Raw genomic sequence first — 26,117 nt, 5'->3', positions numbered from 1 at the left:
CGTCTCGTCATGCCTGTTTCCACGCTCTCGCCGCGCGCTGCAGCGGCCCTCGCCGACGCGCGGCCGGCGCCGTTCTGGACCGACCGGCCGGAGCGGCCCGACCCGCGCCCCGCGCTGACGGGGGCGGCCCCGCGCACCGACCTGCTCGTCGTCGGAGGCGGTTTCACGGGCCTGTGGACCGCGATCCAGGCCAAGGAGGCCGACCCGTCGCGTGACGTGGTCGTCGTCGAGGGCGGGCGCCTCGGCGACGGAGCGTCCGGCCGCAACGGCGGGTTCATGGCGCCGTCGCTGACGCACGGCCTGGCCCAGGGCGTGGCCTGCTGGCCCGACGAGATGGCCACGCTCGACCGTCTCGCGGCAGAGAACTTCGCGGCCATCGAACGAAGCCTGTCGGCGTATGCCGTCGACGCCGACCTCCACGTGCCCGGCGAGCTCACGCTGGCGCTCACCGACCACCAGGTGCCGTCGGTCCGCGAGTCCTACGAGCTGCACCGCGCGCACGGGCTGCCGGTCGAGCTGCTCGACGCAGCGCAGGCCCGCGCGCGCGTGCACTCTCCCCGCTACCTGGGCGGCATGTACGACCCCGACGTCGCGCTCGTCGACCCCGCCCGCCTCGTCTGGGAGCTGGCTCGCGCAGCCGAGTCACTCGGGGTGCGCCTCCACGAGCACACGCGCGCCACGGGATTCGACCCAGAAGGCCCCGGGGTCCGGGTCCGCCTCGACAGCGGGTCGATCCATGCGCGACGCGTCGTCCTCGGCACGAACGCCTCGCAGGGCGTGCTGCGCCGGTTCAGCGCCTGGGTGCTGCCGGTCTACGACCACGTGCTCATGACGGAGCCGCTCACGCCGGCGCAGCTGGCTGCCATCGGCTGGGAGGGGCGCGAGGGACTGACCGACGCCGGCAACCAGTTCCACTACTACAGAAGGACGCTCGACGACCGGGTGCTCTTCGGCGGCTACGACGCGAGCTACCACTTCCCCGGCCGGATCGACCCCGCGCTCGAGCAGTCGGACGCGTCTCACGGCCTGCTCGCCGACCACTTCCTCGACATCTTCCCGCAGCTCGAGGGCATCCGGTTCACGCACCGCTGGGCAGGTGTCATCGACACGACGTCCCGCTTCACGCCCGTCTTCGGCACGGCGCTCGGTGGCCGCATCGCGTACGCCGTCGGGTACACCGGCCTCGGCGTTGCCTCGACCCGTTTCGGTGCGGCGGTCGCACTCGACCTCGTCGACGGCCAGGACACGGAGCTGACCCGCCTCGCCATGGTGCGCCGCAAGCCGGTGCCGTTCCCGCCGGAGCCGATCCGGTATGCCGCCGTGCGGGCCACGCGCTCGGCGCTGGCTTCCGAGGACCGCACCGGCCGGCGCAACCTCTGGCTGAAGGCGCTGGACCGGCTGGGCGTCGGCTTCGACTCCTGAGCGACTCTGAATCGACTCCGGATCGACTCCGGATCGACTCCGGATCGGCTACTGGACGACGAGGTCGGTGGGGCGGGCGTTGAACCGCTCGACGCCGTCGTCGGTGACGGCCACGATGTCCTCGATGCGCGCGCCCCAGCGTGCCGACAGGTAGACGCCGGGCTCGATGCTGAAGGTCATCCCCGGCTCGAGCGGCAGGTCGTTGCCCTCGACGACGTAGGGCTCTTCGTGGACGTCGAGCCCGATGCCGTGCCCGGTGCGATGGATGAAGTGCTCGGCAAGTCCGGCGTCGGCGAGCACTGCCCGAGCGGCCCGGTCGACGTCCTGGCACGTCGCACCGGGGCGCACGGCGGCGACGGCCGCCTGCTGGGCCGCCCGCAACGCCGCGTAGGCGGACGCCACGTCGGGCTCGCGTGGTGCGTCGACGGCATACGTCCGGGTGCTGTCGGAGTTGTAGCCCGACGGGAGCGGGCCGCCGATGTCGACGACGACGAGGTCGCCCCGCTCGATGACCCGGTCGCTGACGGAGTGGTGCGGGCTCGCGCCGTTCGGCCCCGAGCCGACGATGACGAACTCCGCGAGGGCGTGGCCCTCCTCGACGATCGCGGCCGCGATGTCGGCGGCCACCTCGGCCTCGGTGCGACCAGCGCGCAGCCACTCGCCGACGCGGGCGTGCACCCGGTCGATGGCAGCGCCCGCGGAGCGCAGCTCGGCCAGCTCGGCGTCGTCCTTGCGCATCCGCAGCTCGCGCAGGACGGGGCCGGCGAGCTGCTGGTCGGCCGCACCGGCATCGCGCAGGCGCAGCAGGTGCAGCGCCGGCAGCAGGTCGCTGACGGCGACCCGACCCGAGGGCACGCCACCGAGCGCGAGGGCGTACGGGTCCTCGCCGTCGACCCAGGTGCGCACCTCGACGCCGAGGTCTTCGAGCGGCACGTGGCCGAGACCGGCGTACTCGAGGGCGGGCGACACGAAGACGGGCGCCGCGGCCTCGTCGGTGGGCACGACGAGGGCGGTGAGCCGCTCGAACGACGACCCGCCGATGCCCGTGAGGTAGCGCAGGTCGGAGCCGGGGGCGACGACGAGCGCGGCGACGCCCGCTCGGGAGGCCTCCGCGCGCAGCCGGTCGAGCCGGGACCGCATCGTCGTGAGGTCCAGGGTGGAGGTGCTGACGGCCATGGGTCGACGCTACCGCCCGGCCCACGGTGCTCCCCCGCGAGGCGGAGCCGGCGACGCCGACCGGCTGCCTAGGCTGTGCGCATGGACGGCCGCTGGAGCAGACTCCGCTCCCGGGTGACGGCGTGGTTCGGCGTCGACTCCGACTGGGAGCGCGTGCCTGCCGACCCCGAGCGCACCCGTCGCACCGACACGGCCGTGGCCCTCGCGCTGATGCTCTCGGGACTGCTCGGCATCGAGGTACTCCGTAGCCTCGACAGCCTCGGCGACCCCCCTGGCCCGGTCTTCCTCCCTCACCTCGCGGTGGTCGCCGGGACCCTGCCCCTCGTGTGGCGCCGCAGCCACCCGCTCGTCGTCGCCGCCGTCTGCTCGCTCCACTTCCTCGTCGTCGGGCTCACCCTCACGGCCGTGGCCATGTCGTTCTCGATGCAGGTCGTCTACTTCCTCGCCCTCTTCACCGGGGTCGCCTGGGCACGAGACCGGCGGGCGATGCTGGTCGTCGTCACCGGGGTCGTCGTCGCGATGACGGTGTGGCTCGTCTGGCAGTTCGCGGTCGGATCCGGCGTCGAGGGGCTCCTCACCGACAACGGCAAGCCGCTCCCCCGCCAGGGCCTGTTCTCGCCGCTCGCCGCGTACGTCGTCTACGCGGCCGTGCTCAACTCGGTCTACTTCGGAGGCGCCATCGTCGGCGGCCAGTTCGCCTGGCGCTCGGCCCTGCAGCGCGACCGCGTCGCCGAGCAGGCCCGCACCATCACCGCACAGGCGGACGAGCTGCAACGCCGGGCCGTCGTCGAGGAGCGTCTGCGCATCGCACGCGAGCTGCACGACGTCGTCGCCCACCACGTCTCGGTCATCGGCATCCAGGCCGCGGCCGCCCGCCGGGTCCTGCGTCGCGACCCCGACGCGGCCGAGGGGGCGCTGCGTTCGGTCGAGACATCATCACGAGACGCGGTGACGCAGATGCGCGGGCTGCTCGGCACGCTGCGATCCGGCGACGACGAGGTCGCTGGGAGTGCCCGCGCTCCCGAGCCACGGCTGTCCGACGTGGCCGCACTCGCAGAGCAGTCTGCAGCCGCGGGGCTCGACATCGAGTGCCGCGTCGTCGAGGACTCGCCCGGCGCCGTCGCGACGGTGCCCGACCCGGTCGGGCTCTCGCTCTACCGCACCGTCCAGGAGGCGCTGTCCAACGTACGCCGACACTCGACCGCCTCTGCCGCAACGGTTTTCGTGCGCGTCGACCGTCGCGGCGAGCCCGGCTTCGCCCACGGCTACGCCGAGGTCGAGGTGCTCGACGCGGGCAGCCCGAGGTCGGGCACGTCGGGCACGGGCCTCGGGCTGCTCGGCGTGCGCGAGCGCCTCGCGACCCACGGTGGCGTCAGCGAGATCGGGCCGCGCGTGACCGGTGGCTACCGTGTCCGCGTCCGCATGCCGCTGCCCGAGGAGCCGTCGTGACCCGCATCCTGCTCGTCGACGACCAGAAGCTCGTCCGTTCGGGCTTCGCCCTCATCCTCTCGGTCGAGCCCGACCTCGAGGTCGTCGGCGAGGCGAGCGACGGCGCGGAGGCGGTGCGGCTCACGCGGCAGCTGAGGCCCGACATCGTGCTCATGGACGTCCAGATGCCGGTGATGGACGGCATCGAGGCAACCCGCAGCATCGTCGCCGACGACCTCGCCAAGGTCGTCATCCTCACGACGTTCGACCGCGACGACTACGTCTACGCCGGGCTGTCGGCCGGCGCCAGCGGCTTCCTGCTGAAGAACGCCGACGCGGAGCACCTCGTCGAGGCGGTGCGCGCGGTCGCCGACGGGCACGCGCTGCTCGCACCCGAGGTGACCCGTCGCGTCATCGCGCGGATGACCACGGGGGTCGAGACGGTGCACCCCGGCGCCTCCCCGGCAGGCAGCCCCGTCGGTCGTGGGCGCCGGCCGGGCGACCGGCTCGAGTCCCTGACGCCGCGCGAGCTCGAGGTGCTCGGCCTGGTCGGTCGTGGCCTGTCCAACGCCGAGATCGCCGCCCGCCTCTTCGTCGGCGAGGCCACCGTCAAGACACACCTGTCGAACGTCTTCAGCAAGCTCCACCTGCGCGACCGGGTGCAGGCCGTCGTGCTGGCGTACGAGGCCGGGCTCATCCTCCCGGGGGAGCCAGCGGATCAGCCGCCCGGCTGATCCAGCCGCGACCGGCCCGTGGCTAGCGTTGCCGTCATGATGCGGCGCGAGCAGCAGGACCACGGGGAACGAGTCACGGCAACGAGATCCGCGAGAGCGGACGTTGCAACGGCGGACATCGAGGTGCGTCACCTGACGCGGACCTTCGGGGAGGTGCGTGCCGTCGACGACGTCAGCTTCACGGTCGGGGCCGGCCTGCTCACCGGCTTCGTCGGCGGCAACGGCGCGGGCAAGACCACGACGATGCGCATGGTCATGGGGGTGCTCTCGGCGTCCGGCGGCGACGTGCTCTGGGACGGGCGACCGATCACCGCGCTCGACCGGCGCTCGTTCGGCTACATGCCCGAGGAGCGTGGGCTCTACCCCAAGCAGCCCGTGCTCGACCAGCTCGTCTACCTCGGCCGGCTGCGCGGCCTGGGTGCGGGGGTCGCACGGCAGTCGGTCACCGCCCACCTCGAGCGTCTCGGGCTCGCCGACCGGGCCCGCGACCACGTCGAGAAGCTCTCGCTGGGCAACCAGCAGCGCGTCCAGATCATCGCCGCCCTCATGGGCCGGCCCACGGCGCTCGTGCTCGACGAGCCGTTCAGCGGCCTGGACCCCGCCGCCGTCGACAGCATGGCCGACCTCCTGCGGGAGCACACCGCCCGCGGCGTGCCGGTGCTCTTCTCCTCGCACCAGCTCGACCTCGTCGAGCGGCTCTGCGAACGCCTCGTCGTGCTGGCTCGCGGCCGCGTCGTCGCCTCCGGCACCCCTGACGACCTGCGCAGCAGCTCGGTGCTGCGTCACCGGCTCGTCCTTTCGGGCGACGCGGGCTGGGTGCGCGGCGTGACCGGCGTGCACGCGGTCGACGTCGAGGGCCACACCGCCCTGCTCGAGGTCGTCGAGCCGGCGGCCGAGCACCGCCTGCTGGAGGAGGCGCTGCGCCGCGGCGACGTGCACGAGTTCTCCCCCCAGCGGCCCAGCCTGGCCCAGATCTACCGTGAGGTGACGGCATGACCACCACGGCGCACCGCTCCCCGTCCGACCCGCCCGCGGCCCCCACCACCGAAGGGCCCGGGCCAGGCGAGGCCCTCGGGGTCGGCCGCACCGAGCGCCCCTGGCTCATCGTCGCGCTCCGCGAGATCGTCGTGCGGCTGACCAACCGTGCCTTCCTCGTCTCGACCCTGGTGACGCTCGTGTTCATCGCCGGCTACGGCGCGTTCTCGGTGTGGCAGTCGGGCCGCACGACGACGTGGACCGTCGCCGTCGCCGACAGCGAGGCGACCCGGCTCGTCGGCCAGGCGGCCACGACCGCCCGCGCCGACGACGACAAGGTCGTCATCCAGTCGCGCACCGTGGGTGGCGAGGCAGCGGCCAGGGCACTGGTCGAGGCCGGCGACGCCGATGCCTGGTTGCACGAGAACCCTTCCGGCGGCTGGACTCTCACGTCGACGGACGATCCCGACAACGACCTCGTGGGCCCTCTCGAGACCGCGGTCCGCACCGCGGCACTCACGACCAACGCCGCCGCGGCCGGCACGACCGTCGCCGCCCTCGAGCGCGGGTCGACGCTCGCCACCACCCAGTTCGACGGGCAGCAGGGCACGGGCGGGTTCGTCAAGGGCGCCACCTTCGCGTTCGCCCTGCTCTTCTTCATGGCGGCGATGATGTTCGGCCAGCAGATCGCGGCGAGCGTCGTCGAGGAGAAGCAGTCGCGGCTCGTCGAGATCCTCGTGACCGCCATCCCGCTGCGCGCCCTGCTGGCCGGCAAGATCGTCGGCAACTCGGTGATCGCTCTCGGACAGGTGCTCCTCTTCGCCGGGGTCGGCCTCGTCGCGGTGTCGTTCACCGACATGGCGAAGCTGCTGCCGACCCTCGGGGCGGCGGTCGTCTGGTTCGTCCTCTTCTTCGCCGTCGGGTTCTTCGCCCTCGCGTGCCTCTTCGCCGTCGCCGGCGCCCTCGCCTCGCGCACCGAGGACCTGCAGTCGACGACCGCCCCGATGACCACGATCCTGATGCTCGTCTACGTGCTGAGCTTCGGTCTCGGCGGCACCGCGCTCAAGGTCGCCTCGTTCGTCCCGGTCGCGTCGGTGGTCTCCATGCCGGGGCGCATCCTGGCCGGTGACGCCGCCTGGTGGGAGCCGCCGCTGGCCCTCGTGGTCATGGCCGGGTTCTCGGTGGCGACGATCGTGCTGAGCGAGCGGATCTACCGCCGCTCGCTGCTGCAGACGCGCGGGCGGGTGTCGTGGAAGCAGGCCCTGAGGTCACCGGACTGACACCAGCACACGTGGCGTCGGGCCGAAATGCACCGAATGCCAGGATTGTCCGACCGCATGTTCGCTCCTTACGACGTGCCGACCCAGTCCAGACCGTTCCCTGTCGAGTCCTGACCGAGAAACGCAGCGAGGGTGCCCGGATGGGCCTAGCGTGAAGGGGCCCGGTGAGTGCTGGGTCATGAAGGACGTCGCGGCGGATGCTCCCTCCGTTCGCGACGAGCGGGCCCCGGCCGCCGGATGCGTCGGGGCCTGCTCATGTCCGGCTCAACCCGCCGCGCGCACGGGCACCGGCTGGGGCGGCGGCGGACCGACGTACCGTGCGGCCGGCCGGATGATCTTCGGGTCGCGACTCTGCTCCAGCACGTTGGCTGTCCAGCCGACGACGCGCGCCACGCAGAAGGTCGGCGTGAACATCGACGGGTCGAGGCCGGCGAGCTTCATCACCACGCCGGCGTAGAACTCGACGTTCGCGTGCAGCTCGCGACCGGGCTTGAGCTCGGCGAGCGTCGCCTCCACGGCGTCCTCGACCCCGAGGGCGAGGTCGACGAGCGGGTCCTGCCAGCCACGGGCAATCGCCTTGAGCATCTCGGAGCGCGGGTCGCGGGTGCGGTAGACGGCGTGACCGAAACCCATGATGCGGCCGCCCGCCTCGACCTGTCGGCGCACCCACGCGTCGGCGCGGTCGAGGGTGCCGATCTCATCGAGCGCCTCGAGGGCGCGGCTCGGGGCACCGCCGTGCTTCGGGCCCGAGAAGGACCCGATGGCACCGACGAGGCAGGCCGCGAGGTCGGCTCCGGTGCTCGCGATGACGCGGGCCGTGAAGGTCGAGGCGTTGAAGCCGTGGTCCATCGTCGCGACGAGGTACTGCTCGACCGCCCGGACGTCGCGCGTGGAGGGCCGTTCGCCGCTCACCATCCGCAGGTAGTCCTCGGTGTGCCCGAGCGTCGGGTCGGCGGGGACCGGTTCGAGCCCGTGGTGCAGGCGGTGGGCGGCGGCGAGGATGGTCGGGGTGACCGATGCAGCCGCCATCGCGGCCGCCGTCCTCTCGTCCTCCCCGCTGTCGTAGAGGGTGCGCAGCCCGGCCACGCCACCCCACGCGGAGAGCGCCGTGCGCAGCACCTGGAGCGAGTCGCCGGTCGTGGCACAGATGGCGGGCAGCAGGTCGGCGAGGGCAGGCGGCAGCACGCGCAGGCGACCGATCTCGGCCGTGAAGGTGGCGAGCTCGTCGTCCGACGGCAGGTGCCCGTGGAAGAGCAGGTGCCAGGCGGCCTCGACGCCGACCTGTCCGGCGAGCTCGACCGCCGAGTACTGGCGGTAGTGGAAGAAACCCTCCTCGCCGCGCACGTCGCCGAGCTCGGTGTCGGTGACGACGACCCTGGCGAGTCCCCTGGGGACGGTGATGAAGTCGGTGGTGGTGGACATGGCGTGCTCCTCTCGGGTTCACTCGTCACTGTCAAACACGTTGATCAACGTCGTCAATGTTGATCACATCAACCCGTTGACCCGATCAACCCGGAGGCCACGTGACGCCGACAGCCGACCCCTCGGGTCCGTGGATCACGACCACCGAGGCCGCACAGCGGCTCGGCGTCAAGCGGGCGACGCTCTACGCGTACGTGAGTCGCGGCGTGCTCCGCAGCGAGCGGCGGCCCGGCCAGCAGGAGAGCCTGTTCGACCGCGCCCAGATCGACACCATGGCGTCGTCGACGAGGTCGCCCGGGGGCCCGCCGCCCGTGCTGCGCTTCCGCAGCATCGCGACGGCGGTCAGCAGCCAGGTGGACGGCGACCTCCTCTACCGCGGCACGTCGCTCGCCGACGTCGTCGCGCTCGGCTCGTTCGACGAGGCGGCGCGGATCGTGATCGGTTCGCCCGTCACACAAGCGATCCCGCACATGAAGACCCCATCTGCCGTCGACCTGTCCGTGCTGCCGCTGGAACGACGCATGCCGGTCGCCGTGCAGCTGCTCGCGGCAGCAGACCCCTTCGCCTCGGACACCGACCCCGAGCGCGTATGCCGTTCGGCGCTGTCGACCGTGCGCGCCGCAGTGGCACTCGTGGCCGGGCGCCCGGCCCCGCCCGAGTCGTCGACCGACCTCGCCCCGCTCGCGCTCGAGGCCCTCGGCGGGTCGCCGACCACTCCTGCCGACGTCGCAGCGCTGCGCGTCCTGCTGGTCGCGCTGCTGGACCACGGCCTCACCGCGTCCACCGTCGCGGCCCGGGTGGCGGCGTCGACCCGCGCAGGTCTGCACGACTGCCTCTCGGCCGCCTACGCCGCGATGGCCGGGCCGCTGCACGGCGCTGCGCCGGTGGCCGCCCACGCGCTGCTCGCGGAGGGAGCCGACCCCGCGGGCCTCGTCGCCCGGTCCCTGCGGCAGCACGGCGGCGTGCCGGGCTTCGGCCACTTCCTCTACCCCGACGGCGACCCCCGCGCCGACGTCGTGCTGGAGGCCCTCTGGCGACGGCGGGGCACCACCAGGCTGCGTCGCCGGGTCGAGGCGGTGGCCGCCGTCGTCGCCGAGCGCACCGGACAGCTGCCGAACATCGACCTGGCGAGCGCCGCCGTGCTGCACGCGTTGCACCTGCCCGCCGAGTCGGGCGAGGTCGTCTTCCAGATGGCGCGCTCGGTCGGCGTGGCGGCCCATGCCGTCGAGGAGTACGCCGAGGAGCCGTTGCGCTGGCGAGGCCGCGACCCGCAGGGCTGATCGACTCGCAGGGGTGATCGACTCGCAGGGTGGGCGACTCGGCGGCTACACGTGCTGGTCGAAGACGTGCCGCCGCACCCAGGCGTGCATCGCCACGGCTGCGGCTGCACCGGCGTTGATCGAGCGCGTCGACCCGAACTGCTCGATGTGCAGCACCGCCTCGCACTCGGCCCGCATCGGCTCCGAGAGGCCCGGACCCTCCTGCCCGAAGACGAGCACGCAGCCACGCGGCAGGTCGTAGGTCTCGATCGGCACCGAGCCGGGCAGGTTGTCCACGCCGAGCAGGGCGAGGCCCCGCTCCCGGGCGTACGCCGCGAGCGCCGCGGCGTCCGCGTGGTGGTGCTCGTGCTGGTAGCGGTCGGTGACCATGGCGCCGCGCCGGTTCCACCGCCTCCGGCCGACGATGTGGAAGGCAGCCGCGCCCATCGCGTTGGCGGTGCGGATGACCGACCCGATGTTGAAGTCGTGGCCCCAGTTCTCGACGGCGACGTGGAACGAGTGCCGCTTCGTGTCGAGGTCGGCGACGACGGCCTCGTGGCGCCAGTACCGGTAGGCGTCCACGACGTTGCGCCGGTCGCCGTGCTCGAGCAGCTCGGGGTCCCAGTGGTCGCCCTCGGGCCATGGCCCGACCCAGGGGCCCACACCGACCTCGTGCATGACGGCTCCTCCGGAGACGGGGCGACGGGACCAGCCGAGTCTACGAAGGGCGGGTCAGGAGGAGGACGGCGCCACCCGCGACGCGACCCCGTCGTCGCGGCGGGCCGGTGCGGCCCTCCTCCTGCGCTCCCACGGCCATCGTCGGCCCGCGCCGGCGGTGGACGGAAGGCAGGTCACGCCATCGATACGGCTTCGAGACCCGCCCGAGACCCACAGGCGCGGCACAGCCACGGTTCAGGCGGGGCCGGGCACACGGCATACCCTGTGACGCATGCACGCTCTCGCCGCCCTGCCGGCCGCCGTCCCGGCCCTCGGCCCCAAGTGGATGGACCCCGCCTACCTGCTCGATCAGTACGGCGGCGCGTTCTTCTGGATCGCCATCGCCATCGTCTTCATCGAGTGCGGGCTGCTCTTCCCGATCCTGCCGGGCGACTCGCTGCTCTTCGCGGTGGGCCTGTTCGTCGCCACGGGCCAGGTGCACGTCAACCTCGGCGTCGCGATCCTCGCGCTGTGCGGGGCCGCGTTCATCGGCAACGTCGCGGGCTACGAGATCGGGCGCGCCATCGGCACCCCGCTCTACGAACGTGACGGACGCGTCCTCAAGAAGAAGTACTTCGACCAGACCACCGATTTCTTCGACCAGCACGGCAACAAGGCCCTCGTCATCGGCCGGTTCGTGCCGATCGTGCGCACCTTCATCACCGTGGTGGCGGGCGTGAGCCGCATGGAGCGCCGTCGGTTCTTCACGTGGAGCGCGGTCGGCGCCGTCCTGTGGGCCGCCGGGCTCACCCTGCTCGGCTACTTCCTCGGCCAGGCCTTCCCGTGGATCTCCGACAAGCTCGAGATCGCGATCCTGCTCATCGTCGCCGTCTCGGTGCTGCCGATGGTCTTCGAGGTCGTCAAGCACCGCCGGCAGGCGAAGGCGATGGCGGCCGAGGCGGGCGAGGCCGCTGGCGACCTGGCCGACCGCACCCCGGGCTCCGACCGCCGGGCCTGATTCCGCCGAAGCCCGGACGCCCTCCCGACACCGGGGGACACTGTGTTCGAAGGTGCTGGGCGGACGGAGGCGTCATGGACACGGAGACCGTGGGCTCGCGGACTCCCGCGACCGACCTCGGCGGGATGTACCACCGGAGCGTGCAGTGGTGGGCGCGACAGGTGTCGGTCGTCGCGGAGGACCAGTGGGACCTCCCGACCCCCTGCAGCGAGTGGACCGTGCGCGACCTCGTCAACCACGTCGTCGGAGAGGACCTCTGGACCTCGCCCCTCATGCGGGGCCACACCATCGCCGACGTCGGCAGCCGGCTCGACGGCGACCTCCTCGGCGAGGAGCCACGCGTGACGGCGGCCTCGGCGGCGACGGAGGCCCAGGGGATCGTCGACGAGACGCTCCACACCCACGGCACCGTCCAGCTGTCCTACGGCGAGGAGTCGATGGACGAGTACGTGCGTCAGCTGCTCGCAGACCACCTCGTGCACGGCTGGGACCTCGCCGTGGCGACCGGGCGCGACCGCACCCTCGACCCCGAGCTCGTCGCGTCGGTCGCAGCCTGGTTCGACGCCACCGAGGAGGCGTACCGCTCGGGCGGGGCGGTCGCCGCACGTGGCGAGCTGACCGGCGACCCGCAGGCAGACCTGCTCGCCCGCTTCGGCCGGGATGCCGGGTGGGGTCCGAACCACGCGGGTTTCGCCCGGTTCAACGCGGCGTTCGGCCGTGGTGACGTCGACGCGATCATGGCCTGCATGACCGACGACTGCGTCTTCGAGGCGACGGGTCCGGCGCCCGACGGGCAGCGGCACGAGGGTGCCGCCGCCGTGCGTGCCGTCTGGGAGCAGCTCTTCGGCAGCACGCCCGACCCGCGCTTCACCGCCGAGGAGTCGTTCGTGACGGGCAACCGTGCGGTGCTGCGCTGGCGGTTCGACTGGGGCGGCGACGACCCCGGGCACGTACGCGGCGTCGACGCCATGCGCCTGCGTGACGGGAAGGTCTGCGAGAAGCTCTCCTACGTCAAGGGCTGACACGTCAAGCTCTCCTACGTCAAGGGCTCACACGTCAAGGGCTCACACGTCAAGAGCTCACACGTCAAGAGCTCAGGCGAAGCCCCTGCCGGACGGGCGTCCCGACGCGCCCGAACCCGCCCGAGCCGCGGTCAGCTGTCGGACGTGGTCGGCGGGTGCGGCACGCTCGCGTCGGAGGTCGGGTCGGGCTGGCCGGCGCCCGGGGCCTGCGCCTGCGGCAGGGCACCCGGTGCGGCGCCGGGGGCTGTTGACGGGCCGCCCACCGCGCCGGGCTGGGTCGAGGGAGACACGGCGGGCGCGCCGCCGGGGGCGTTGTCACCGAAGGAGATGCTCGGCACGACGGCCTCGGTGGCGGGGGTCTCGAAGTACTCGGCCCGCTTCACGCCGGCCATGTTCGCCACGAGGTTGGACGGCACCGACTCGACCTTCGTGTTGAGCTGGCGCACGAGGGCGTTGTAGTAGCGGCGCGAGCTGGCGATGCGGTCCTCGGTGCTCGTCAGCTCGGACTGCAGGGCGAGGAAGTTCTGGTTGGCCTTCAGGTCGGGGTAGGCCTCGGCGACGGCCATGAGGCGACCGAGCGCCTGGCTCAGCTGGCCCTCGGCCTGGGCCGCGGCGGCGGGCGTCGACGCGCCGGACATCGCGGCGGACCGGGCCTGCATGACCTCCTCGAGGGTGCCGCGCTCGTGGGCGGCGTAGCCCTTGACGGTCTCGACGAGGTTGGGGATGAGGTCGTGGCGGCGCTTCAGCTCGACGTCGATCTGGCGCCAGCCCTCCTCGACCTTGTTGCGCAGGCCGATGAGGCCGTTGTACATGACGACGCCCACGACGGCGAGCAGCACGACGAGGCCGAGCAGGATCCAGACGATGATCATGGGTTCTCCCGTGAGTGGCGGTCAGTGTGCCGATCCTAGTGCGGGCGGGTGCTCGCGCAGCGTGGTCGGACGGGCCCGCGGGTGCGACGCCGGTGGCTGTCGTGCGGTTCCGGCCAGTCAGTGTCGGCGGCCCGCCGTAGCGTGTTCGCATGACGACGCTGCGGTTCACGGCCGACCTGTGGCGGTGGGAGGCGCAGTCCGGCTGGTTCTTCGTCACCGTCGGCGACGACGCCTCGGCCAGCATCCGTGAGGTGCCGCGGCCACCACGCGGCTTCGGCTCGGTGCGCGTGCGCGCGACGGTCGGCGGCACGACGTGGACCACGTCCGTCTTCCCCGACTCGACCAGGGGGGCCTACGTCTTGCCCGTCAAGAAGGCGGTTCGTCGCGCCGAGGGCCTCGACGAGGGCGACCCTGCCGACGTCGTCCTCGAGGTGCTCGAGTGACCGGAGGCGGGGCGGCCCGGGCAGGCCCCGCGCGCAACCGGGTCACGCCCCTCGGCGAGGTCGTGGCCGCCTCCGGACGAGGCACTCTCATGGGCAACCGCGGCCGGCTGCACGACGGTGCGGGCACCCGCGACGTCCGCAGGCACCACGTCGGTCGGGCGTGGATCACGTGCGTGCTCGAGTTCCGCGGTCGACGTGCGGCTCAGTGGCACCCGCACCACTACACGCCGCTCTTCCTCCTCGACGAGCCGCTCGCTCTCGCCGCGGGACACCGGCCGTGCGCCGAGTGCCGTCGCGCCGACTACACGCGCTTCCGCGACCTCGTCGCGGCGGCGCACGGTCGTGCGCACCTCTCGGCAGCCGACCTCGACCGGCTGCTCCACGACGAGCGCTGGGAGCCGGCGACGCGCACCCGCCGGCTGCACGCGTACGCGTGGGGCGGTCTTCCCGACGGCGCCTTCGTCGTGGTCGGGGCCGGGCCCGCGCTGGTGATGGGCGACACGCTGCGCGTGTGGCAGCCCGACAACACCTATGCCGCCACCACGCTGCCCCGCCCCACCTCCGGTACGGCGTCCGTCGTCACTCCCCCGTCGAGCCTCGCGGTACTGCGGGGCGGCTACGCCAGCCCGAGCTCCTCGAGCGAGAAGGCGTAGCGGTACTCCACGCCGGCCTCGGCGGTGATCTTCTCTCCGGCGCCCGTGGCGCGGTCGGCGATCGTCGCCACCGCGACGACCTCGGCGCCGTCCTCGCGGGCCGCCTCGACCGCCGCGAGCGGCGAGGCGCCGGTGGTGGTCGTGTCCTCGACGACGAGAACCTGCCGCCCCTTGATCGACGGGCCCTCGATGCGCTGCTGCAGGCCGTGGGCCTTGCCGGCCTTGCGCACGACGAACGCGTCGAGACGCTCACCCGCGGCGGCCGCCGCGTGCAGCATCGACGTCGCGACGGGGTCGGCCCCGAGCGTCAGGCCACCGACGGCGGCATACGTGAGGTCCTTCGTCAAGTCGCGCATGACGACGCCGACGAGCGGCGCGGCCTCGGCGTCGAGGGAGATCCGGCGCAGGTCGACGTAGTAGTCGGCCTCCTTGCCGGAGCTGAGGGTGACGCGTCCGTGGACGATCGCCTTGTCCTTGATGATCTCGAGCAGGCGGGCACGGGCAGCGGCGACGTCGGTCGTGTTCGTGGCGGTCACGCCCACGATGCTAGTGGGGGGGCTCGTCGGCCGGACCGGCGTCCGGGGGCGGCCGCGCTGCCAGCGTTCCCGCTGCGCCGCCATCCGGGCCTCGAACTCCGCACGCCAGGTGTCGCTGACGGCGATGCCCCTGCGGCGCGCCTCCTCGGTCGAGAGCTCGACCGGGAACCCGTAGGTGTCGTGCAGCACGAAGAGGTCGGCCCCGGTCACCCCCGAGTGGCGGTGGGTCTCGAGGTGGCTCATGCCGCGGCGCAGGGTCCGGCGGAAGGCGCGCTCCTCGCGCGACAGGACGGCGACGACGTCGTCGACACGCTCGGCCACCTCGGGGTAGGCCCGCTCGTAGACGGCCGCGACGGTCGGGACGAGCAGCACCGCGAGGTCGTCCTCGAGACCCAGGTCGAGAGCAAAGCGCACGGCGCGGCGCACGAGCCGCCTCAGCACGTAGCCGTGCGCCTTGTTGGCTGGGCGCACGCCGTCGACGGCGAGGAAGGTCGCGCCACAGAGGTGGTCGGCGATGACCCGCATCGCGATGGTCTCGTCGGCGTACGCCCTCCCCGACACCTCCTCGAGCCGCTCGACCAGGGGCCGGAGCAGGCTGATGCGGAAGATGTCGCTCGTGTCGGCCGCGGCCGCGGCGATGCGCGACAGGCCGCCGCCGTAGTCGACGTTGCGTCGCGGCAGCGGTGCGAAGCCCGAATCGGTGCGGACGTACTCCATGAAGACCGAGTTGCCGAGCTCGATGAAGCGGCCGCAGTCGCAGTTGTGGTGGCAGTGCACGCCGTAGGCCGGGTCGTGCTCGACGTCGGGGAAGAGATAGAAGACCTCGGTGTCGGGGCCGCCAGGCTCGCCGACCGGCATGTCCTCGGGACCACCCTCACGGCACCACCAGTTCTTCTTGCCGTAGAAGGCGATCCGAGCGTCGCCGATGCCGACCCTGGCTGCCTGCTCCTCCGTGTCGACCTCGACCCGCCCGGCCGTCAGCCCTGCCTCGGCGAAGAGGCCGGCCCAGGTCGTCGCCGACTCGTCGTCCTTGGGTATGCCGTTCGCCGCGTCGCCGATGAAGCACGAGACGTAGAGCCGGCTGGGGTCGAGGCCGACCCGCTCGGTGAGGAAGCGCCAGAACTGCGGGATCTGCTCGTCCTTGAAGTAGTCGCCCAGGCTCCAGTTGCCGAGCATCTCGAAGAACGTCGTGTGCCGGTTGTCTCCGACCTCCTCGATGTCCTGCACGCGCAGGCAGGTCTGGCTGTCGGCGAGCCGCGTGCCGGCAGGGTGGTCGGCGCCCAGGAGGTAGGGCAGGAGCGGTTGCATCCCGCTGCCGATGAACAGCGTCGTCGGGTCGTCGCGCGGCACGAGGGTCGCGCGCGGGAGCACGACGTGGCCGGCCTCGGCCATGAGCTCGAGGAAGGCCCGGCGGATCTCGTCGGCGTCCATCGCACGCAGCCCGGCTCAGCGGCGCCGGCGTGCGCGCCCGCCGGGCCCCTGCGGGCGCAGGCCGCGACGGAGCAGGGGGCGCGGCAGCACCTTCAGCAGCCCGACCGCCGTCTTGTACTGCCAGCCGGGGACCGAGACGACGCGGCCCTTCGCCACGTCGGCGAGGCACGTGCTCACGAGGTCCGGCGCGTCGAGCCAGATGAACCCGGGCCCCGGCTTGGCGATGCCGGCGCGCTGCTGGAACTCGGTGTTCGTGAAGCCGGGACAGAGCGCGGTGGCCGTGACGCCGGTGCCGGCCAGCTCCGTGGACAGTCCCTCCGTGAAGACCGTCACCCAGGACTTCGCGGCCGAGTAGGTGCCCGACGCGACGTAGCCTGCGACCGACGAGACGTTGACGACCGCGCCGTGCCCACGCTCGACCATGCCCGTCGCGCCTGCGTGCGAGAGCACGAGCACGGCACGGGTGAGCACGTCGAACGCCGCCTCCTCGACGGCGACCGGGTTGCGCAGGAAGCGCCCCTTGAGCCCGTAGCCCGCGTTGTTCACGAGCAGGTCGACGGGCCGGCTCGGGTCGGCGAGACGGTCGGCCACCCGCTGCAGTGCGTCGCGGTCGGACAGGTCGGCGGCGAGCACCTCGACGTCGACGCCGTGGTCGCGGCGCAGCTCGCCGGCGAGCTCCTCGAGCCTGGCCACGTCACGGGCGACGAGCACCAGGTCGTGCCGACGGGCGGCCAGCTGGCGGGCGAACTCGCGCCCGATACCGGCGCTGGCCCCCGTCACGAGGGCCGTGGGTCGCGTGCGGGCTGGCGTCGCCGGGTCCAGAGGCATGCGCCTCACCCTAGGCACATCCGGTCGGCGGCGCCGTCTATGGTGGCCGACTGTGCGAATCGCCACCTGGAACGTCAACTCCATCCGCTCCCGCATCGACCGCGTCGCCGCCTGGCTCGAGCGCACCGACGTCGACGTTCTCGCGATCCAGGAGACCAAGGCCCGCGAGGACCAGTTCCCGTTCGACCGGTTCGAGGCCCTCGGCTACCAGGTGGCCCACCACGGCCTGAGCCAGTGGAACGGCGTCGCCATCGCCTCCCGTGTCGGCATCGACGACGTCCGGGTCGGCTTCGACGGGATGCCGGGGTGGGGTGAGCCCGTGGCAGCCGAGGCGCGCGCGATCGGCGCCCTCTGCGCCGGCGTACGCGTGTGGTCGCTCTACGTCCCGAACGGCCGCGCGCTCGACGACCCCCACCTCGACTACAAGCTCGGCTGGCTGGACGCCCTCGCCGCAGCCGCTCGCGGCTGGCTCGCCGACGACCCCGAGGCGCAGGTCGCCCTGCTCGGCGACTGGAACATCGCCCCCACCGACGCCGACGTGTGGAGCGTGCCCTACTACGAGGGTCGCACCCACACCTCACCGCGGGAGCGGGCGGCGTTCCAGGCCGTCGTCGACGCGGGTTTCACCGACGTGGTGCGTCCGCACACCGACGAGCCCGGCACCTTCACGTACTGGGACTACACGCAGCTGCGGTTCCAGAAGCGCCAGGGCATGCGCATCGACTTCGCCCTCTGCTCCCCCGCGCTCGCCCGCCGGGTGGTCGGTGCCGCGATCGACCGCGAGGAGCGCAAGGGCAAGGGCGCCTCCGACCACGCGCCCGTCGTCTTCGAGGTCGAGGGGGACACCGCGTGAGGCGTCACGACCTCCGCGGCATCGTCACCCCGGACGGCGCCGTGCTCTCGGTCCACACCTGGGCCCACCCGGACCTGGCTCCCGACTCGCCGACGCTCGTGCTCGCGCACGGCTGGGCCGTCAACCACGAGAGCTGGCTGCCGGTCGTCGACGCGCTCGCCGACCAGCCGGTGCGCGTCGTGGCCTGGGACCAGCGCGGGCACGGGCGCTCCACGATCGGGCTGCGCCGTTCCGAGATCGCGTCGGTCTCGGTCGAGCACACCGGCCGCGACCTCGACGTCGTGCTCCGGGCCGTCGTGCCGGCGGCGTCGCCCGTCGTGCTCGCCGGGCACTCGATGGGCGGCATGACGGTCATGGCCCTGGCCGAGCAGCGTCCCGACCTGTTCGGCTCCCGCGTACGCGCCGCCCTCCTCGTCGGGACGGCCTCGTCGGGTGTCGCCCTCGGCGATCGGGTCGGAGAGGCGGCCGTCATGCGGCTCGCCGCCCGCGGGATGCCGCTGCCGCCGGGCGGGAACGGCCGCATCCGGGCCCTCGTCGGCAACCTCTTCGGCGAGCACGCCGACCCGGCAGCGGTCGAGACCGCGCGCGCCCAGGTCGCCTCGACGAAGCCCACGACCTTCGGCGCGTTCTACGGGGCTCTGCTCGTGACCGACCAGCGGGCCGGCTTCGCGGCGCTCGAAAAGGTCCGGGTGGGGATCGTCGCGGGCCGGCTGGACCCCCTCATGCCGGTCGGGCGGGCCCGAGCCCTGCGCGTGGCGCTGCCCCACGCGACCTTCACCGAGCTGCCCACGGCCGGTCACATGCTCCCGTGGGAGGCGACCGACGTGGTCGCCGACGAGGTGCGCGAGCTGCTCGCCGACCTCGAGGCCCGGCGCGCGACGGCCTGACCCCGACGCGCAGAGACGCGCGCCAGATCTCGCCCAGGAGCAGGATCCGCGCGGACGTCCGGGTTCAGAGGCCGACGAAGCGGGGGCTGTCGGCGTCGTGCGGCACCTCGCGCTGCTCCCGCCGGCGCACCCCGAGGGTGACGGCGAGGGCGGCTCCGGCGAGGGCCGCGACGGCGCCACCGAGGAAGACCGTCTGGACCTGGACGACGCCCGCGCCGATGAGGGCATCGGTGTCGAGCGGATCGGGCAGCCGCCGCACCGCGTCGTAGTAGCGACTGAGACCGATCGAGGTGAGCAGGGCTAGCCCGACGACCATGCCGACCATGCGGGCCACGACGACGAGCGAGCTCGCCACACCGTGCGCGTCGGACGGTGAGTCGGCCAGCGCCGCGTTGTTGACCGGCGCGAGGGCCAGTCCCATGCCGAGGCCCACGACGACGAGGACCACGGTGGCCGGCACGGTGTCACCGACCGAGTCGAGCGTCCACCGCGACATGGCGAGCAGGCCGGCGCCGGCGAGCAGGAGCCCCGCACCGGAGGCGGACCCGTCGCCGAGCCGGCGCAGCGACCAGCCGCCGAGGAGCGCGCCGACCGGCACGGCGAGCAGGAACCGGACGAGCACGAGGGCGGCACCCGTCTCGTCGTAGCTGTCGGTGAGCCGGGCCAGCAACGGCACGTCCACGACGACGGCCACGAGGGCCGCACCGACGAGGAGGCTGACCCCGAGGGAGCGCAGACCCCGGCCGCCGACGACGCCCCGCGGCACGATGGGGGCGGCGGCCGTGCGGTGCCACCACGCGAGGACGACGAGGGCGAGCGCCCCCACCGGCAGCAGGGTGTAGCCGAGCGGACCGACGACCTCCTTCTCGGGGTCGGAGGACGCGAACGTCAGCACCAGGCTGCCGAGGGCGACGGCCACGAGCAGGGCCCCGAAGAGGTCGGCACGGCGCAGCACGGCCCACCACCGCGGCGCGGTGAGCACGGCCACGACGACGAGCAGGCCGAGACCGGTGGCTCCGATCGGGGTCGACAGCCGCGACTGGCCCGCGAACGGCACGAAGGGCGCCCCGAGCGTGACGTCGGTGACGAGAGACCCGGGGGCGGCGAGCGCCAGCCCGGTCACGCCGGTGCCGAGCACCGCGAGCACGGAGGCCACGCGCGTGCGGACACGGTCGAGGCCGCCTCCGCGCCTTCCCGGACCCGACCCTGCAGTCGTCCCCGAACCGGGTGACCGCCTGTGGGAGGGGTCCCGCGACCCGAGGAGGCGGATGACGGCATACAGGATGAGCGCGGCGACGACGTTGAGCCAGAAGATCGCCCGCCAGCCCGACCACGCGAGCACGATCGCGCCGATCACCGGCCCGAGCACCGAGCCGAGCTCCTGGACCGCCCCGACGACACCGAGCGGAGTGCCGCGACGGTCGGGCGGCCACAGGTCGGCCACCAGGGCGAGCGTGGCGGGCACGAGGCCACCACCGCCGACGCCCTGCAGCACCCGGCCCGTCACCAGGACCGGCATCTCGACCGCGAGCGCCGTCACCGCGGATCCGACGACGAAGACGAGGAGGCAGCCGAGCAGGATGCGGCGGCGGTCGAGCAGGTCGGAGAGCCGTCCGATGAGCGGCAGCACCGCGATGTAGCCCAGCAGGAAGCCGGAGATGATCGGGGTGGCGCGTTGGAGGGCGTCGATGCCGATGCCCACCCCGGCCATCATGTCGGTCAGCGCCAGCACCACGACGTAGGTGTCGGCCGCCGCGAGGGCCACGGCCGCGGACGCCGCCGTGAGGAGGGCGAGCCGGTGGGTGCCGACGGGCTGCGTCACCGCGTCAGGGCTTGGTGATCGTGACGGGCTGGCCGTACTGGTCGAGCGTGAGGGTGTAGGTCGACGCCGACCCCGCGCCGAAGAACGGGCCGGCGATGGCGACCTGGCGCAGCTCCTGGGCGTCGGTGAGGCCGTAGGTCGCCGTGAACGACCCGTTGCTGTCGCCGACCATGAACAGGTCGGTGACGGCCTTGCCCGGCACGGAGCCCTTGATCGTGGTCAGCACCTCCGGGCCCTGGCGCACCTGCCCACCGGCGGCGGGGGACGTGGTCGCGGTGAGCAGGGTGGTCAGTCCCTTGTCGGGAGAGAAGAGCACCGCGGGGTCGGGAAGGCCGAACTGCTTCGGGTCGATCTCGTTGGTGCCGGGGATGAGCGGCAGCTTCGCGTAGACCTTGCCGTCGACGGAGGTGATCTCGGCGTCGGCCTGCACGCCCTTGAGCGTCACCTTGAACGTGCCCTTGAATGCCGGCGGGTGCTTGCCCCAGCCGTCGGCCGAGACGACGCCGCTCGCCCCCTGCGGCACGTTCGCGCTGTCGAGCCTGAGGTGGACGGACGTCGCGGCGTCGACCTTGGCCTTGGCCGCCGCGAGCCGCTGCGCCGGTGAGAGCTGGGTCTGCCCGGGAGCCGGCTCGCCGTCGCTCGAGCAGGACGCTACCGTGACGGCGCACAGCGCCGAGAGGACGGCGGCGGCGAGCTTTCGCGTGGTGGTGCGCATGGAGGTCAGGCTAACCGAGCGCACGCACCCGCTCTCGGACCGACGGGCGAATGTGGGTATGGCTACTGTCGGGGGACGTTCACGGCGGGACAACCCCGCCCCTTGACGAAGGAGCACCACCCATGGCCCTGCTCGGAGTCATCCTGCTGCTGGCCGGCGCCGGAGCCGGCGTCGTCGCCTATCTGGCGACCCGTGGCGCAGCCGGTCCCGTCACGGTCACGGCGTTCGGGTTCTCGCGCGACGCCTCACCGTTCGAGCTCGTGCTCTACGGCGCCGTCGCGGTGCTGCTCTTCGCCCTCGGCTGGGCCCTGCTGTCCGCGTCCGCCCGCCGCCGTGTGCGTGCGCGCCGGGAAGACCGCACATCGGCGCGGATCAACGAGGTCGAGGAGAGCGCCGAGACCGCACGCCTCGAGCACCAGCGGCGCATCGAGGAGGCCGGCCTGCGCGACGACGACCTGCGCCGCCGTGAGAGCGAGCTCGCCGCACGGCACGAGGGTCTCGACACGCGCGAGGCCGAGCTCTCCCGCCGCGAGGCCGAGTGGCGCGAACGCGAGAGCCCGTCACGGGCCGACGTCGTCACCGGCCGGGCCGAGGGCAGCGTCGCGGACGGCACCGCCTCCTGGGCCGACGACGACCGCAGGGACGACCGCAAGGACGACCGCGCCGACGACCGCGCCGACGACCGCGCCGACGACCGCGCCGACGACCGACGCGCGCACCGCGACACGACCGCGTGACCGGTCACACGGCATACGTCTTCGACCTGGACGGTGTCGTGCGCGACTTCGCGCCGGGCGACCCGAGCGCGGCCATCGAGGCCGCGCTCAGCCTGCCCAGCGGCCACGTGGCGGCGACCGCGTTCCACAGCGACCTGCTGCTGCCGACGATCACGGGTCGACAGACGTTCGACGACTGGTTCTCCGCGATCTGCGCGGCCCTCGAGGACGCCACCGACGAGCCCCACCGGGTGCGCGACCACATGGAGAGCTGGCGCGCCAACCGGGGCACCGCCATCGGCGAGACCGTCGAGCGGCTCGAGACCCTCCGGTCGGCGGGCCACCGCACCTACGTGTTCACCAACGGCACCGACAACGTGCCCGCGGAGCTCGAGCTGCTCGGGCTGTCACGGCTCTTCGACGGGTTGCTCAACACCGCCGACTTCGGCGTCGGCAAGCCCGACCCGCTCGCGTATGCCGCCGCGCACCGCGCGATCGAGGCCGACGTCGGGCGCGGGCTGGCCCGGAACGCGGTCTGGTTCACCGACGACCGCGCGGAGAACGTGGCGGCGGCACGCGAGTTCGGCTGGGACGCAGAGGTGTTCAGCCGAGCGTGAGCTCCTGGCCGGTCTCGTCGACTCCGACGGTGACCGTGGAGCCGTCACGCAGCTCGCCGGAGAGCAGGCCGCGCGCCAGACGGTCTCCGATCTCGCGCTGGACGAGCCGGCGCAGGGGCCGCGCGCCGTAGGCGGGGTCGTAGCCGCGCTCGGCGAGCCAGCGCCGGGCCGCGTCGGTGACCTCGAGTTCGATGCGCCGGTCGCCGAGCCGTGCGGCGAGGGCTCGCACCTGCAGGTCGACGATGTGCGCGAGGTCGTCCTGCGACAGCGCGTCGAAGACGACGACCTCGTCGAGGCGGTTGAGGAACTCCGGCTTGAAGGCTGTGCGCACGACCGCCATGACCTCGTTGCGCTTCTCCTCCGGCGAGAGGATCGGGTCGACGAGGTACTGCGAGCCGAGGTTGCTCGTCAGCACGAGGATGACGTTGCGGAAGTCGACGGTGCGGCCCTGGCCGTCCGTCAGTCGGCCGTCGTCGAGCACCTGGAGCAGGATGTCGAAGGTCTCGGGGTGGGCCTTCTCGACCTCGTCGAGCAGGATCACCGAGTAGGGCCGGCGGCGCACCGCCTCGGTGAGCTGGCCGCCCTCCTCGTAGCCGACGTAGCCGGGCGGGGCGCCGATGAGGCGCGCGACCGAGTGGCGCTCGGAGTATTCCGACATGTCGATGCGCACCATGGCGCGCTCGTCGTCGAAGAGGAAGTCGGCGAGGCTCTTGGCCAGCTCGGTCTTGCCGACACCGGTGGGCCCGAGGAAGAGGAAGCTGCCCGTCGGCCGGTCGGGGTCGGACACGCCGGCCCGCGTGCGACGCACGGCGTCGGACACCGCGCGGACCGCTTCGGTCTGGCCGATGAGGCGCGCCCCGATGTGCTGCTCCATGTGCAGCAGCTTCTCGGACTCGCCCTCCAGCAGCCGGCCCGCGGGGATGCCGGTCCAGGCGGAGATGACGTCGGCGATGTCGTCGGCGCCGACCTCCTCCTTGACCATGGGCGCCTCGTCCGAGGCGGTGGCCGCGGCCTCGCGCTCCTGGGCGGTGGCGAGCTCCTTCTCGAGCGTCGGGATGTCGCCGTAGAGGATCTTGGAGGCGGCGCCGAGGTCACCTTCGCGCTGCAGGCGGTCGGCCTGCGTGCGCAGGTCGTCGATGCGGGCCTTGAGGTCGCCGACGGCGTTGAGGCCCGACTTCTCGGCGTCCCACCGCGCGTTGAGCGCGGCGAGCTCCTCGCTGCGGTCGGCGAGGTCCTTGCGCAGGCGCTCGAGTCGCTCGCGCGAGGCGGGGTCGGTCTCCTGCTCGAGCGCGAACTCCTCCATCTTGAGGCGGTCGACGGCGCGGCGCAGCTCGTCGATCTCGACGGGGCTCGAGTCGATCTCCATGCGCAGGCGCGAGGCCGCCTCGTCGATGAGGTCGATGGCCTTGTCGGGCAGCTGACGGCCGCTGATGAAGCGGTCGCTGAGGGAGGCCGCCGCGACCAGGGCGGAGTCGGCGATGGTCACCTTGTGGTGGGCCTCGTAGCGCTCCTTGAGACCGCGGAGGATGGCGATGGTGTCCTCGACGGACGGCTCGCCGACGAAGACCTGCTGGAAGCGGCGCTCGAGCGCGGCGTCCTTCTCGATGTGCTTGCGGTACTCGTCGAGCGTCGTCGCGCCGACGAGGCGCAGCTCTCCCCGGGCGAGCATGGGCTTGAGCATGTTGCCGGCGTCCATGGCGCCCTCGCCGCCGGCGCCCGCGCCGACGACCGTGTGGATCTCGTCGATGAACGTCACGATCTGGCCGTCGCTGCCCTGGATCTCCTCGAGCACCGCCTTGAGGCGCTCCTCGAACTCACCGCGGTACTTGGCGCCGGCGAGCATCGAGCCGAGGTCGAGGGAGTAGAGCGTCTTGTCCCGCAGGCTCTCGGGGACATCGCCCTCGACGATGCGCTGGGCCAGGCCCTCGACGACGGCGGTCTTGCCCACGCCGGGTTCGCCGATGAGCACGGGGTTGTTCTTCGTGCGGCGGCTCAGCACCTGCACGACGCGCCGGATCTCGGCGTCGCGGCCGATGACCGGGTCGAGCTTGCCCTCGCGCGCCCGGGCCGTGAGGTCGGTGCCGTACTTGGCGAGCGCCTCGAACGTGCCCTCGGGGTTGACGGACGTAACGGGGCGACCGCCGCGAAGCTCGGGGATCGCCTTCTCGACGGCGTCGGCGTCGAGACCGAACTGGCCGGTGCGCGCGAGCGCGAGCAGCAGGTGGTCGGTGGAGACGTAGGAGTCGCCCATCGCGGTCATGTACTGCTGCGCCTGCTGGAGCACGCGCGCGGCGGTTGGCGAGAGCTGCGGCTGCTGGGTGCCGCCGGTGACCTGGGGCATCGCCGCCATGGCCCGCTCGGCGGCGGTCGTCGCGTCACCGACGCTCGAACCGCCCGCGGTGAGCAGGGCCGGGGTGGTGGTGCCGCTCTGGGCTGCCAACGCGAGCAGCAGGTGGGCCGGCTCGATGTTCGGGTGGTGCTTGCCGGTCGCGGTGGTCGCCGCCTGGGCGAAGGCCTCCTGAGCCTTGTTGGTCAGCTGAAGGTCCATGCGTTCTCCTCGTGCGGGGATGGGAATCACTGGAGACAACTGGTGGCAAGTTGAGTGTATTCCACTCAAGTCCGTGTACGGCGCACCGAGCCCACCGAGCCCACCGAGCCCACCCCCGTCCCCGGCGCCCGGCCTTGTCAGACGACGTCGCTCGGCTCGGACCCGCTCTCGATGACGCGCTGGGCCACCTCGCGCAGCTTGACGTTGTGGTCCTGCGACGTGCGTCGCAGGATGTCGAAGGCCTCCTCGGACACGATGCGGTGACGCTCGATGAGGATGCCCATCGCCTGGCCGACGAGTCGGTGGCTCTCCACGGCCCGCTCGAGGTTCGCCTCGCTCTGCCGGAACCGGTCGACCGTGACGATGCGGTCGACGGCCTGCACGAGGGAGTGCAGCAACAGCTCGGCGAAGGTCAGCTCCACCGGCCCCCGGGACGGTGCCGTGACGACCGGCACGCAGACCCGGCACAGGGCGTGCTCGCCCGTCGACACGAGCACGACGAGGCTGTCGTCCGATCGGGATGCCTCGAGCGCCCCACGCAGCGCCGGCCCGAGGGCCGAGAGCGGCACCGGACCGGAGGCACCGGCATACAGGTCGTGCTGGCTCGTGCTCACGCGCAGCACCGCCTCGCCCCCGAGCACCTCGCCGATCGACGCAGCAGCGACCGACAGGGCCTCCTCGAGGTCCTCGGAGCGCACCAGCCGTCGGGCCGCCTCGGTGATCCGCTCGGCGGCCGAACGGGCGGCGCTCGGGCCGTCGGCGGACGGCGTCGCCGGGTGCAGGGTGCTCACGGGGGCCTCCAA

Annotated in this window: 24 protein-coding genes and 1 pseudogene; 14 read left to right on the top strand and 11 right to left on the bottom strand. The window is 72.9% G+C overall.

Features of this window, described 5'->3' with window-relative positions; translation table 11 throughout:
- Positions 1-9 precede the first annotated feature (9 nt).
- Positions 10-1,422 carry an NAD(P)/FAD-dependent oxidoreductase gene (locus ACFQ2V_RS08105; RefSeq protein ID WP_386052165.1) on the top strand — a complete coding sequence of 471 codons (1,413 nt, stop codon included), beginning with the start codon at positions 10-12 and terminating at the stop codon, positions 1,420-1,422.
- A 48-nt stretch (positions 1,423-1,470) separates the two neighbouring features.
- Here the strand turns inward: ACFQ2V_RS08105 and ACFQ2V_RS08100 are convergent, their stop codons facing one another.
- Positions 1,471-2,598: a M24 family metallopeptidase gene (locus ACFQ2V_RS08100; protein ID WP_386052164.1), complete on the bottom strand. Its 1,128-nt coding sequence runs from the start codon at positions 2,596-2,598 to the stop codon at positions 1,471-1,473.
- 81 nt (positions 2,599-2,679) lie between these two features.
- On the opposite strand from ACFQ2V_RS08100, the gene ACFQ2V_RS08095 reads away from it, so the two are divergent.
- Genes ACFQ2V_RS08095 through ACFQ2V_RS08080 form a run of 4 tightly spaced genes read left to right on the top strand, consistent with a single transcriptional unit; the run spans position 2,680 to position 7,015 of the window.
- On the top strand, positions 2,680-4,047 hold the full coding sequence (locus tag ACFQ2V_RS08095; protein ID WP_386052163.1) for a sensor histidine kinase: 1,368 nt from the start codon (positions 2,680-2,682) through the stop codon (positions 4,045-4,047).
- Positions 4,044-4,760, top strand: a complete 717-nt coding sequence (locus ACFQ2V_RS08090; RefSeq protein ID WP_386052162.1) for a response regulator — start codon at positions 4,044-4,046, stop codon at positions 4,758-4,760. The genes ACFQ2V_RS08095 and ACFQ2V_RS08090 overlap by 4 nt, the downstream gene beginning before the upstream one ends.
- A 39-nt stretch (positions 4,761-4,799) precedes the next feature.
- On the top strand, positions 4,800-5,756 hold the full coding sequence (locus tag ACFQ2V_RS08085; protein ID WP_386052361.1) for an ABC transporter ATP-binding protein: 957 nt from the start codon (positions 4,800-4,802) through the stop codon (positions 5,754-5,756).
- Positions 5,753-7,015, top strand: a complete 1,263-nt coding sequence (locus ACFQ2V_RS08080) for an ABC transporter permease (RefSeq protein WP_386052161.1) — start codon at positions 5,753-5,755, stop codon at positions 7,013-7,015. Before ACFQ2V_RS08085 ends, ACFQ2V_RS08080 begins: the two co-directional genes overlap by 4 nt.
- Positions 7,016-7,279: 264 nt before the next feature.
- Here ACFQ2V_RS08080 and ACFQ2V_RS08075 read toward each other — a convergent pair whose 3' ends face one another.
- On the bottom strand, positions 7,280-8,437 hold the full coding sequence (locus tag ACFQ2V_RS08075) for a citrate/2-methylcitrate synthase (protein WP_386052160.1): 1,158 nt from the start codon (positions 8,435-8,437) through the stop codon (positions 7,280-7,282).
- Between the two features lie 101 nt (positions 8,438-8,538).
- Here ACFQ2V_RS08075 and ACFQ2V_RS08070 point away from each other — a divergent pair, with 101 nt between their 5' ends.
- Positions 8,539-9,717 carry a citrate/2-methylcitrate synthase gene (locus ACFQ2V_RS08070; protein WP_386052159.1) on the top strand — a complete coding sequence of 393 codons (1,179 nt, stop codon included), beginning with the start codon at positions 8,539-8,541 and terminating at the stop codon, positions 9,715-9,717.
- 45 nt (positions 9,718-9,762) lie between these two features.
- Here the strand turns inward: ACFQ2V_RS08070 and ACFQ2V_RS08065 are convergent, their stop codons facing one another.
- Positions 9,763-10,374: a TrmH family RNA methyltransferase gene (locus ACFQ2V_RS08065; RefSeq protein ID WP_386052158.1), complete on the bottom strand. Its 612-nt coding sequence runs from the start codon at positions 10,372-10,374 to the stop codon at positions 9,763-9,765.
- Positions 10,375-10,645: 271 nt separating this feature from the next.
- On the opposite strand from ACFQ2V_RS08065, the gene ACFQ2V_RS08060 reads away from it, so the two are divergent.
- Positions 10,646-11,371 carry a DedA family protein gene (locus ACFQ2V_RS08060; RefSeq protein WP_386052157.1) on the top strand — a complete coding sequence of 242 codons (726 nt, stop codon included), beginning with the start codon at positions 10,646-10,648 and terminating at the stop codon, positions 11,369-11,371.
- A gap of 74 nt (positions 11,372-11,445) precedes the next feature.
- Positions 11,446-12,393 carry a TIGR03086 family metal-binding protein gene (locus tag ACFQ2V_RS08055; RefSeq protein ID WP_386052156.1) on the top strand — a complete coding sequence of 316 codons (948 nt, stop codon included), beginning with the start codon at positions 11,446-11,448 and terminating at the stop codon, positions 12,391-12,393.
- A gap of 131 nt (positions 12,394-12,524) precedes the next feature.
- Here ACFQ2V_RS08055 and ACFQ2V_RS08050 read toward each other — a convergent pair whose 3' ends face one another.
- Positions 12,525-13,265, bottom strand: a complete 741-nt coding sequence (locus ACFQ2V_RS08050) for a LemA family protein (protein WP_386052155.1) — start codon at positions 13,263-13,265, stop codon at positions 12,525-12,527.
- 149 nt (positions 13,266-13,414) lie between these two features.
- Here ACFQ2V_RS08050 and ACFQ2V_RS08045 point away from each other — a divergent pair, with 149 nt between their 5' ends.
- Both ACFQ2V_RS08045 and ACFQ2V_RS08040 read left to right on the top strand, forming a co-directional pair.
- Complete coding sequence (locus ACFQ2V_RS08045; RefSeq protein WP_386052154.1) at positions 13,415-13,708, top strand: DUF1905 domain-containing protein; 294 nt, start codon at positions 13,415-13,417, stop codon at positions 13,706-13,708.
- Complete coding sequence (locus tag ACFQ2V_RS08040; RefSeq protein WP_386052153.1) at positions 13,705-14,361, top strand: hypothetical protein; 657 nt, start codon at positions 13,705-13,707, stop codon at positions 14,359-14,361. Before ACFQ2V_RS08045 ends, ACFQ2V_RS08040 begins: the two co-directional genes overlap by 4 nt.
- Here the strand turns inward: ACFQ2V_RS08040 and pyrE are convergent.
- The 3 genes and pseudogenes from pyrE to ACFQ2V_RS08025 form a co-directional block, all read right to left on the bottom strand.
- Entirely contained in the window at positions 14,325-14,981 is a 657-nt protein-coding gene (gene pyrE / locus ACFQ2V_RS08035; protein ID WP_386052360.1) for an orotate phosphoribosyltransferase, read from the bottom strand. The genes ACFQ2V_RS08040 and pyrE overlap by 37 nt on opposite strands.
- Positions 14,955-16,328, bottom strand: a pseudogene (locus ACFQ2V_RS08030) (alanine--tRNA ligase-related protein); the annotation flags it as partial. The pseudogene ACFQ2V_RS08030 and the gene pyrE, both read right to left, overlap by 27 nt.
- A 15-nt stretch (positions 16,329-16,343) precedes the next feature.
- Positions 16,344-17,156: an SDR family NAD(P)-dependent oxidoreductase gene (locus ACFQ2V_RS08025; RefSeq protein WP_386052152.1), complete on the bottom strand. Its 813-nt coding sequence runs from the start codon at positions 17,154-17,156 to the stop codon at positions 16,344-16,346.
- A 52-nt stretch (positions 17,157-17,208) separates the two neighbouring features.
- Here ACFQ2V_RS08025 and ACFQ2V_RS08020 point away from each other — a divergent pair, with 52 nt between their 5' ends.
- Both ACFQ2V_RS08020 and ACFQ2V_RS08015 read left to right on the top strand, forming a co-directional pair.
- The gene (locus ACFQ2V_RS08020) at positions 17,209-18,009 is read left to right on the top strand and encodes an exodeoxyribonuclease III (protein ID WP_386052151.1); all 801 of its coding nucleotides are present in this window, start codon (positions 17,209-17,211) and stop codon (positions 18,007-18,009) included.
- A complete protein-coding gene (locus ACFQ2V_RS08015) occupies positions 18,006-18,896 on the top strand; it encodes an alpha/beta fold hydrolase (RefSeq protein ID WP_386052150.1) in 891 nt (296 codons plus the stop codon). The genes ACFQ2V_RS08020 and ACFQ2V_RS08015 overlap by 4 nt, the downstream gene beginning before the upstream one ends.
- A 64-nt stretch (positions 18,897-18,960) precedes the next feature.
- On the opposite strand, the gene ACFQ2V_RS08010 is transcribed toward ACFQ2V_RS08015, so the two are convergent.
- Together ACFQ2V_RS08010 and ACFQ2V_RS08005 are read right to left on the bottom strand one after the other, a co-directional pair.
- The gene (locus ACFQ2V_RS08010) at positions 18,961-20,718 is read right to left on the bottom strand and encodes an MFS transporter (protein ID WP_386052149.1); all 1,758 of its coding nucleotides are present in this window, start codon (positions 20,716-20,718) and stop codon (positions 18,961-18,963) included.
- 4 nt (positions 20,719-20,722) lie between these two features.
- On the bottom strand, positions 20,723-21,433 hold the full coding sequence (locus ACFQ2V_RS08005; protein ID WP_386052148.1) for an LppX_LprAFG lipoprotein: 711 nt from the start codon (positions 21,431-21,433) through the stop codon (positions 20,723-20,725).
- A 122-nt stretch (positions 21,434-21,555) separates the two neighbouring features.
- On the opposite strand from ACFQ2V_RS08005, the gene ACFQ2V_RS08000 reads away from it, so the two are divergent.
- Together ACFQ2V_RS08000 and ACFQ2V_RS07995 are read left to right on the top strand one after the other, a co-directional pair.
- Positions 21,556-22,170 (top strand): hypothetical protein, encoded by a 615-nt coding sequence (locus ACFQ2V_RS08000; RefSeq protein WP_386052147.1) that lies wholly within the window; start codon positions 21,556-21,558, stop codon positions 22,168-22,170.
- Positions 22,167-22,766 (top strand): HAD family hydrolase, encoded by a 600-nt coding sequence (locus ACFQ2V_RS07995; RefSeq protein WP_386052146.1) that lies wholly within the window; start codon positions 22,167-22,169, stop codon positions 22,764-22,766. Before ACFQ2V_RS08000 ends, ACFQ2V_RS07995 begins: the two co-directional genes overlap by 4 nt.
- Here ACFQ2V_RS07995 and clpB read toward each other — a convergent pair.
- Positions 22,753-25,314: an ATP-dependent chaperone ClpB gene (clpB, locus tag ACFQ2V_RS07990; RefSeq protein WP_386052145.1), complete on the bottom strand. Its 2,562-nt coding sequence runs from the start codon at positions 25,312-25,314 to the stop codon at positions 22,753-22,755. The two genes, ACFQ2V_RS07995 and clpB, sit on opposite strands and share 14 nt — an antisense overlap.
- A gap of 137 nt (positions 25,315-25,451) precedes the next feature.
- On the bottom strand, positions 25,452-26,105 hold the full coding sequence (locus ACFQ2V_RS07985) for an ANTAR domain-containing protein (RefSeq protein WP_386052144.1): 654 nt from the start codon (positions 26,103-26,105) through the stop codon (positions 25,452-25,454).
- Positions 26,106-26,117 lie beyond the last annotated feature (12 nt).

The sequence above is a fragment of the Terrabacter terrigena genome, from assembly GCF_042676085.1.
In the GTDB taxonomy this organism is placed as follows: Bacteria; Actinomycetota; Actinomycetes; order Actinomycetales; family Dermatophilaceae; genus Terrabacter; species Terrabacter terrigena.
This window is presented reverse-complemented; position numbering and strand designations above follow the sequence as displayed.

What these genes read in the sequence shown, in the direction of transcription:
- ACFQ2V_RS08075 (WP_386052160.1), bottom strand. Translation starts at nt 8,437, where the DNA reads ATGTCCACCACCACCGACTTCATCACCGTCCCCAGGGGACTCGCCAGG.
- clpB (WP_386052145.1), bottom strand. Translation starts at nt 25,314, where the DNA reads ATGGACCTTCAGCTGACCAACAAGGCTCAGGAGGCCTTCGCCCAGGCG.
- ACFQ2V_RS08095 (WP_386052163.1), top strand. Translation starts at nt 2,680, where the DNA reads ATGGACGGCCGCTGGAGCAGACTCCGCTCCCGGGTGACGGCGTGGTTC.
- ACFQ2V_RS08050 (WP_386052155.1), bottom strand. Translation starts at nt 13,265, where the DNA reads ATGATCATCGTCTGGATCCTGCTCGGCCTCGTCGTGCTGCTCGCCGTC.
- ACFQ2V_RS08025 (WP_386052152.1), bottom strand. Translation starts at nt 17,156, where the DNA reads ATGCCTCTGGACCCGGCGACGCCAGCCCGCACGCGACCCACGGCCCTC.
- ACFQ2V_RS08065 (WP_386052158.1), bottom strand. Translation starts at nt 10,374, where the DNA reads ATGCACGAGGTCGGTGTGGGCCCCTGGGTCGGGCCATGGCCCGAGGGC.
- ACFQ2V_RS08105 (WP_386052165.1), top strand. Translation starts at nt 10, where the DNA reads ATGCCTGTTTCCACGCTCTCGCCGCGCGCTGCAGCGGCCCTCGCCGAC.
- ACFQ2V_RS08055 (WP_386052156.1), top strand. Translation starts at nt 11,446, where the DNA reads ATGGACACGGAGACCGTGGGCTCGCGGACTCCCGCGACCGACCTCGGC.
- ACFQ2V_RS08000 (WP_386052147.1), top strand. Translation starts at nt 21,556, where the DNA reads ATGGCCCTGCTCGGAGTCATCCTGCTGCTGGCCGGCGCCGGAGCCGGC.
- pyrE (WP_386052360.1), bottom strand. Translation starts at nt 14,981, where the DNA reads ATGGCGGCGCAGCGGGAACGCTGGCAGCGCGGCCGCCCCCGGACGCCG.
- ACFQ2V_RS08005 (WP_386052148.1), bottom strand. Translation starts at nt 21,433, where the DNA reads ATGCGCACCACCACGCGAAAGCTCGCCGCCGCCGTCCTCTCGGCGCTG.
- ACFQ2V_RS08060 (WP_386052157.1), top strand. Translation starts at nt 10,646, where the DNA reads ATGCACGCTCTCGCCGCCCTGCCGGCCGCCGTCCCGGCCCTCGGCCCC.
- ACFQ2V_RS08045 (WP_386052154.1), top strand. Translation starts at nt 13,415, where the DNA reads ATGACGACGCTGCGGTTCACGGCCGACCTGTGGCGGTGGGAGGCGCAG.
- ACFQ2V_RS08100 (WP_386052164.1), bottom strand. Translation starts at nt 2,598, where the DNA reads ATGGCCGTCAGCACCTCCACCCTGGACCTCACGACGATGCGGTCCCGG.
- ACFQ2V_RS08080 (WP_386052161.1), top strand. Translation starts at nt 5,753, where the DNA reads ATGACCACCACGGCGCACCGCTCCCCGTCCGACCCGCCCGCGGCCCCC.
- ACFQ2V_RS08085 (WP_386052361.1), top strand. Translation starts at nt 4,800, where the DNA reads ATGCGGCGCGAGCAGCAGGACCACGGGGAACGAGTCACGGCAACGAGA.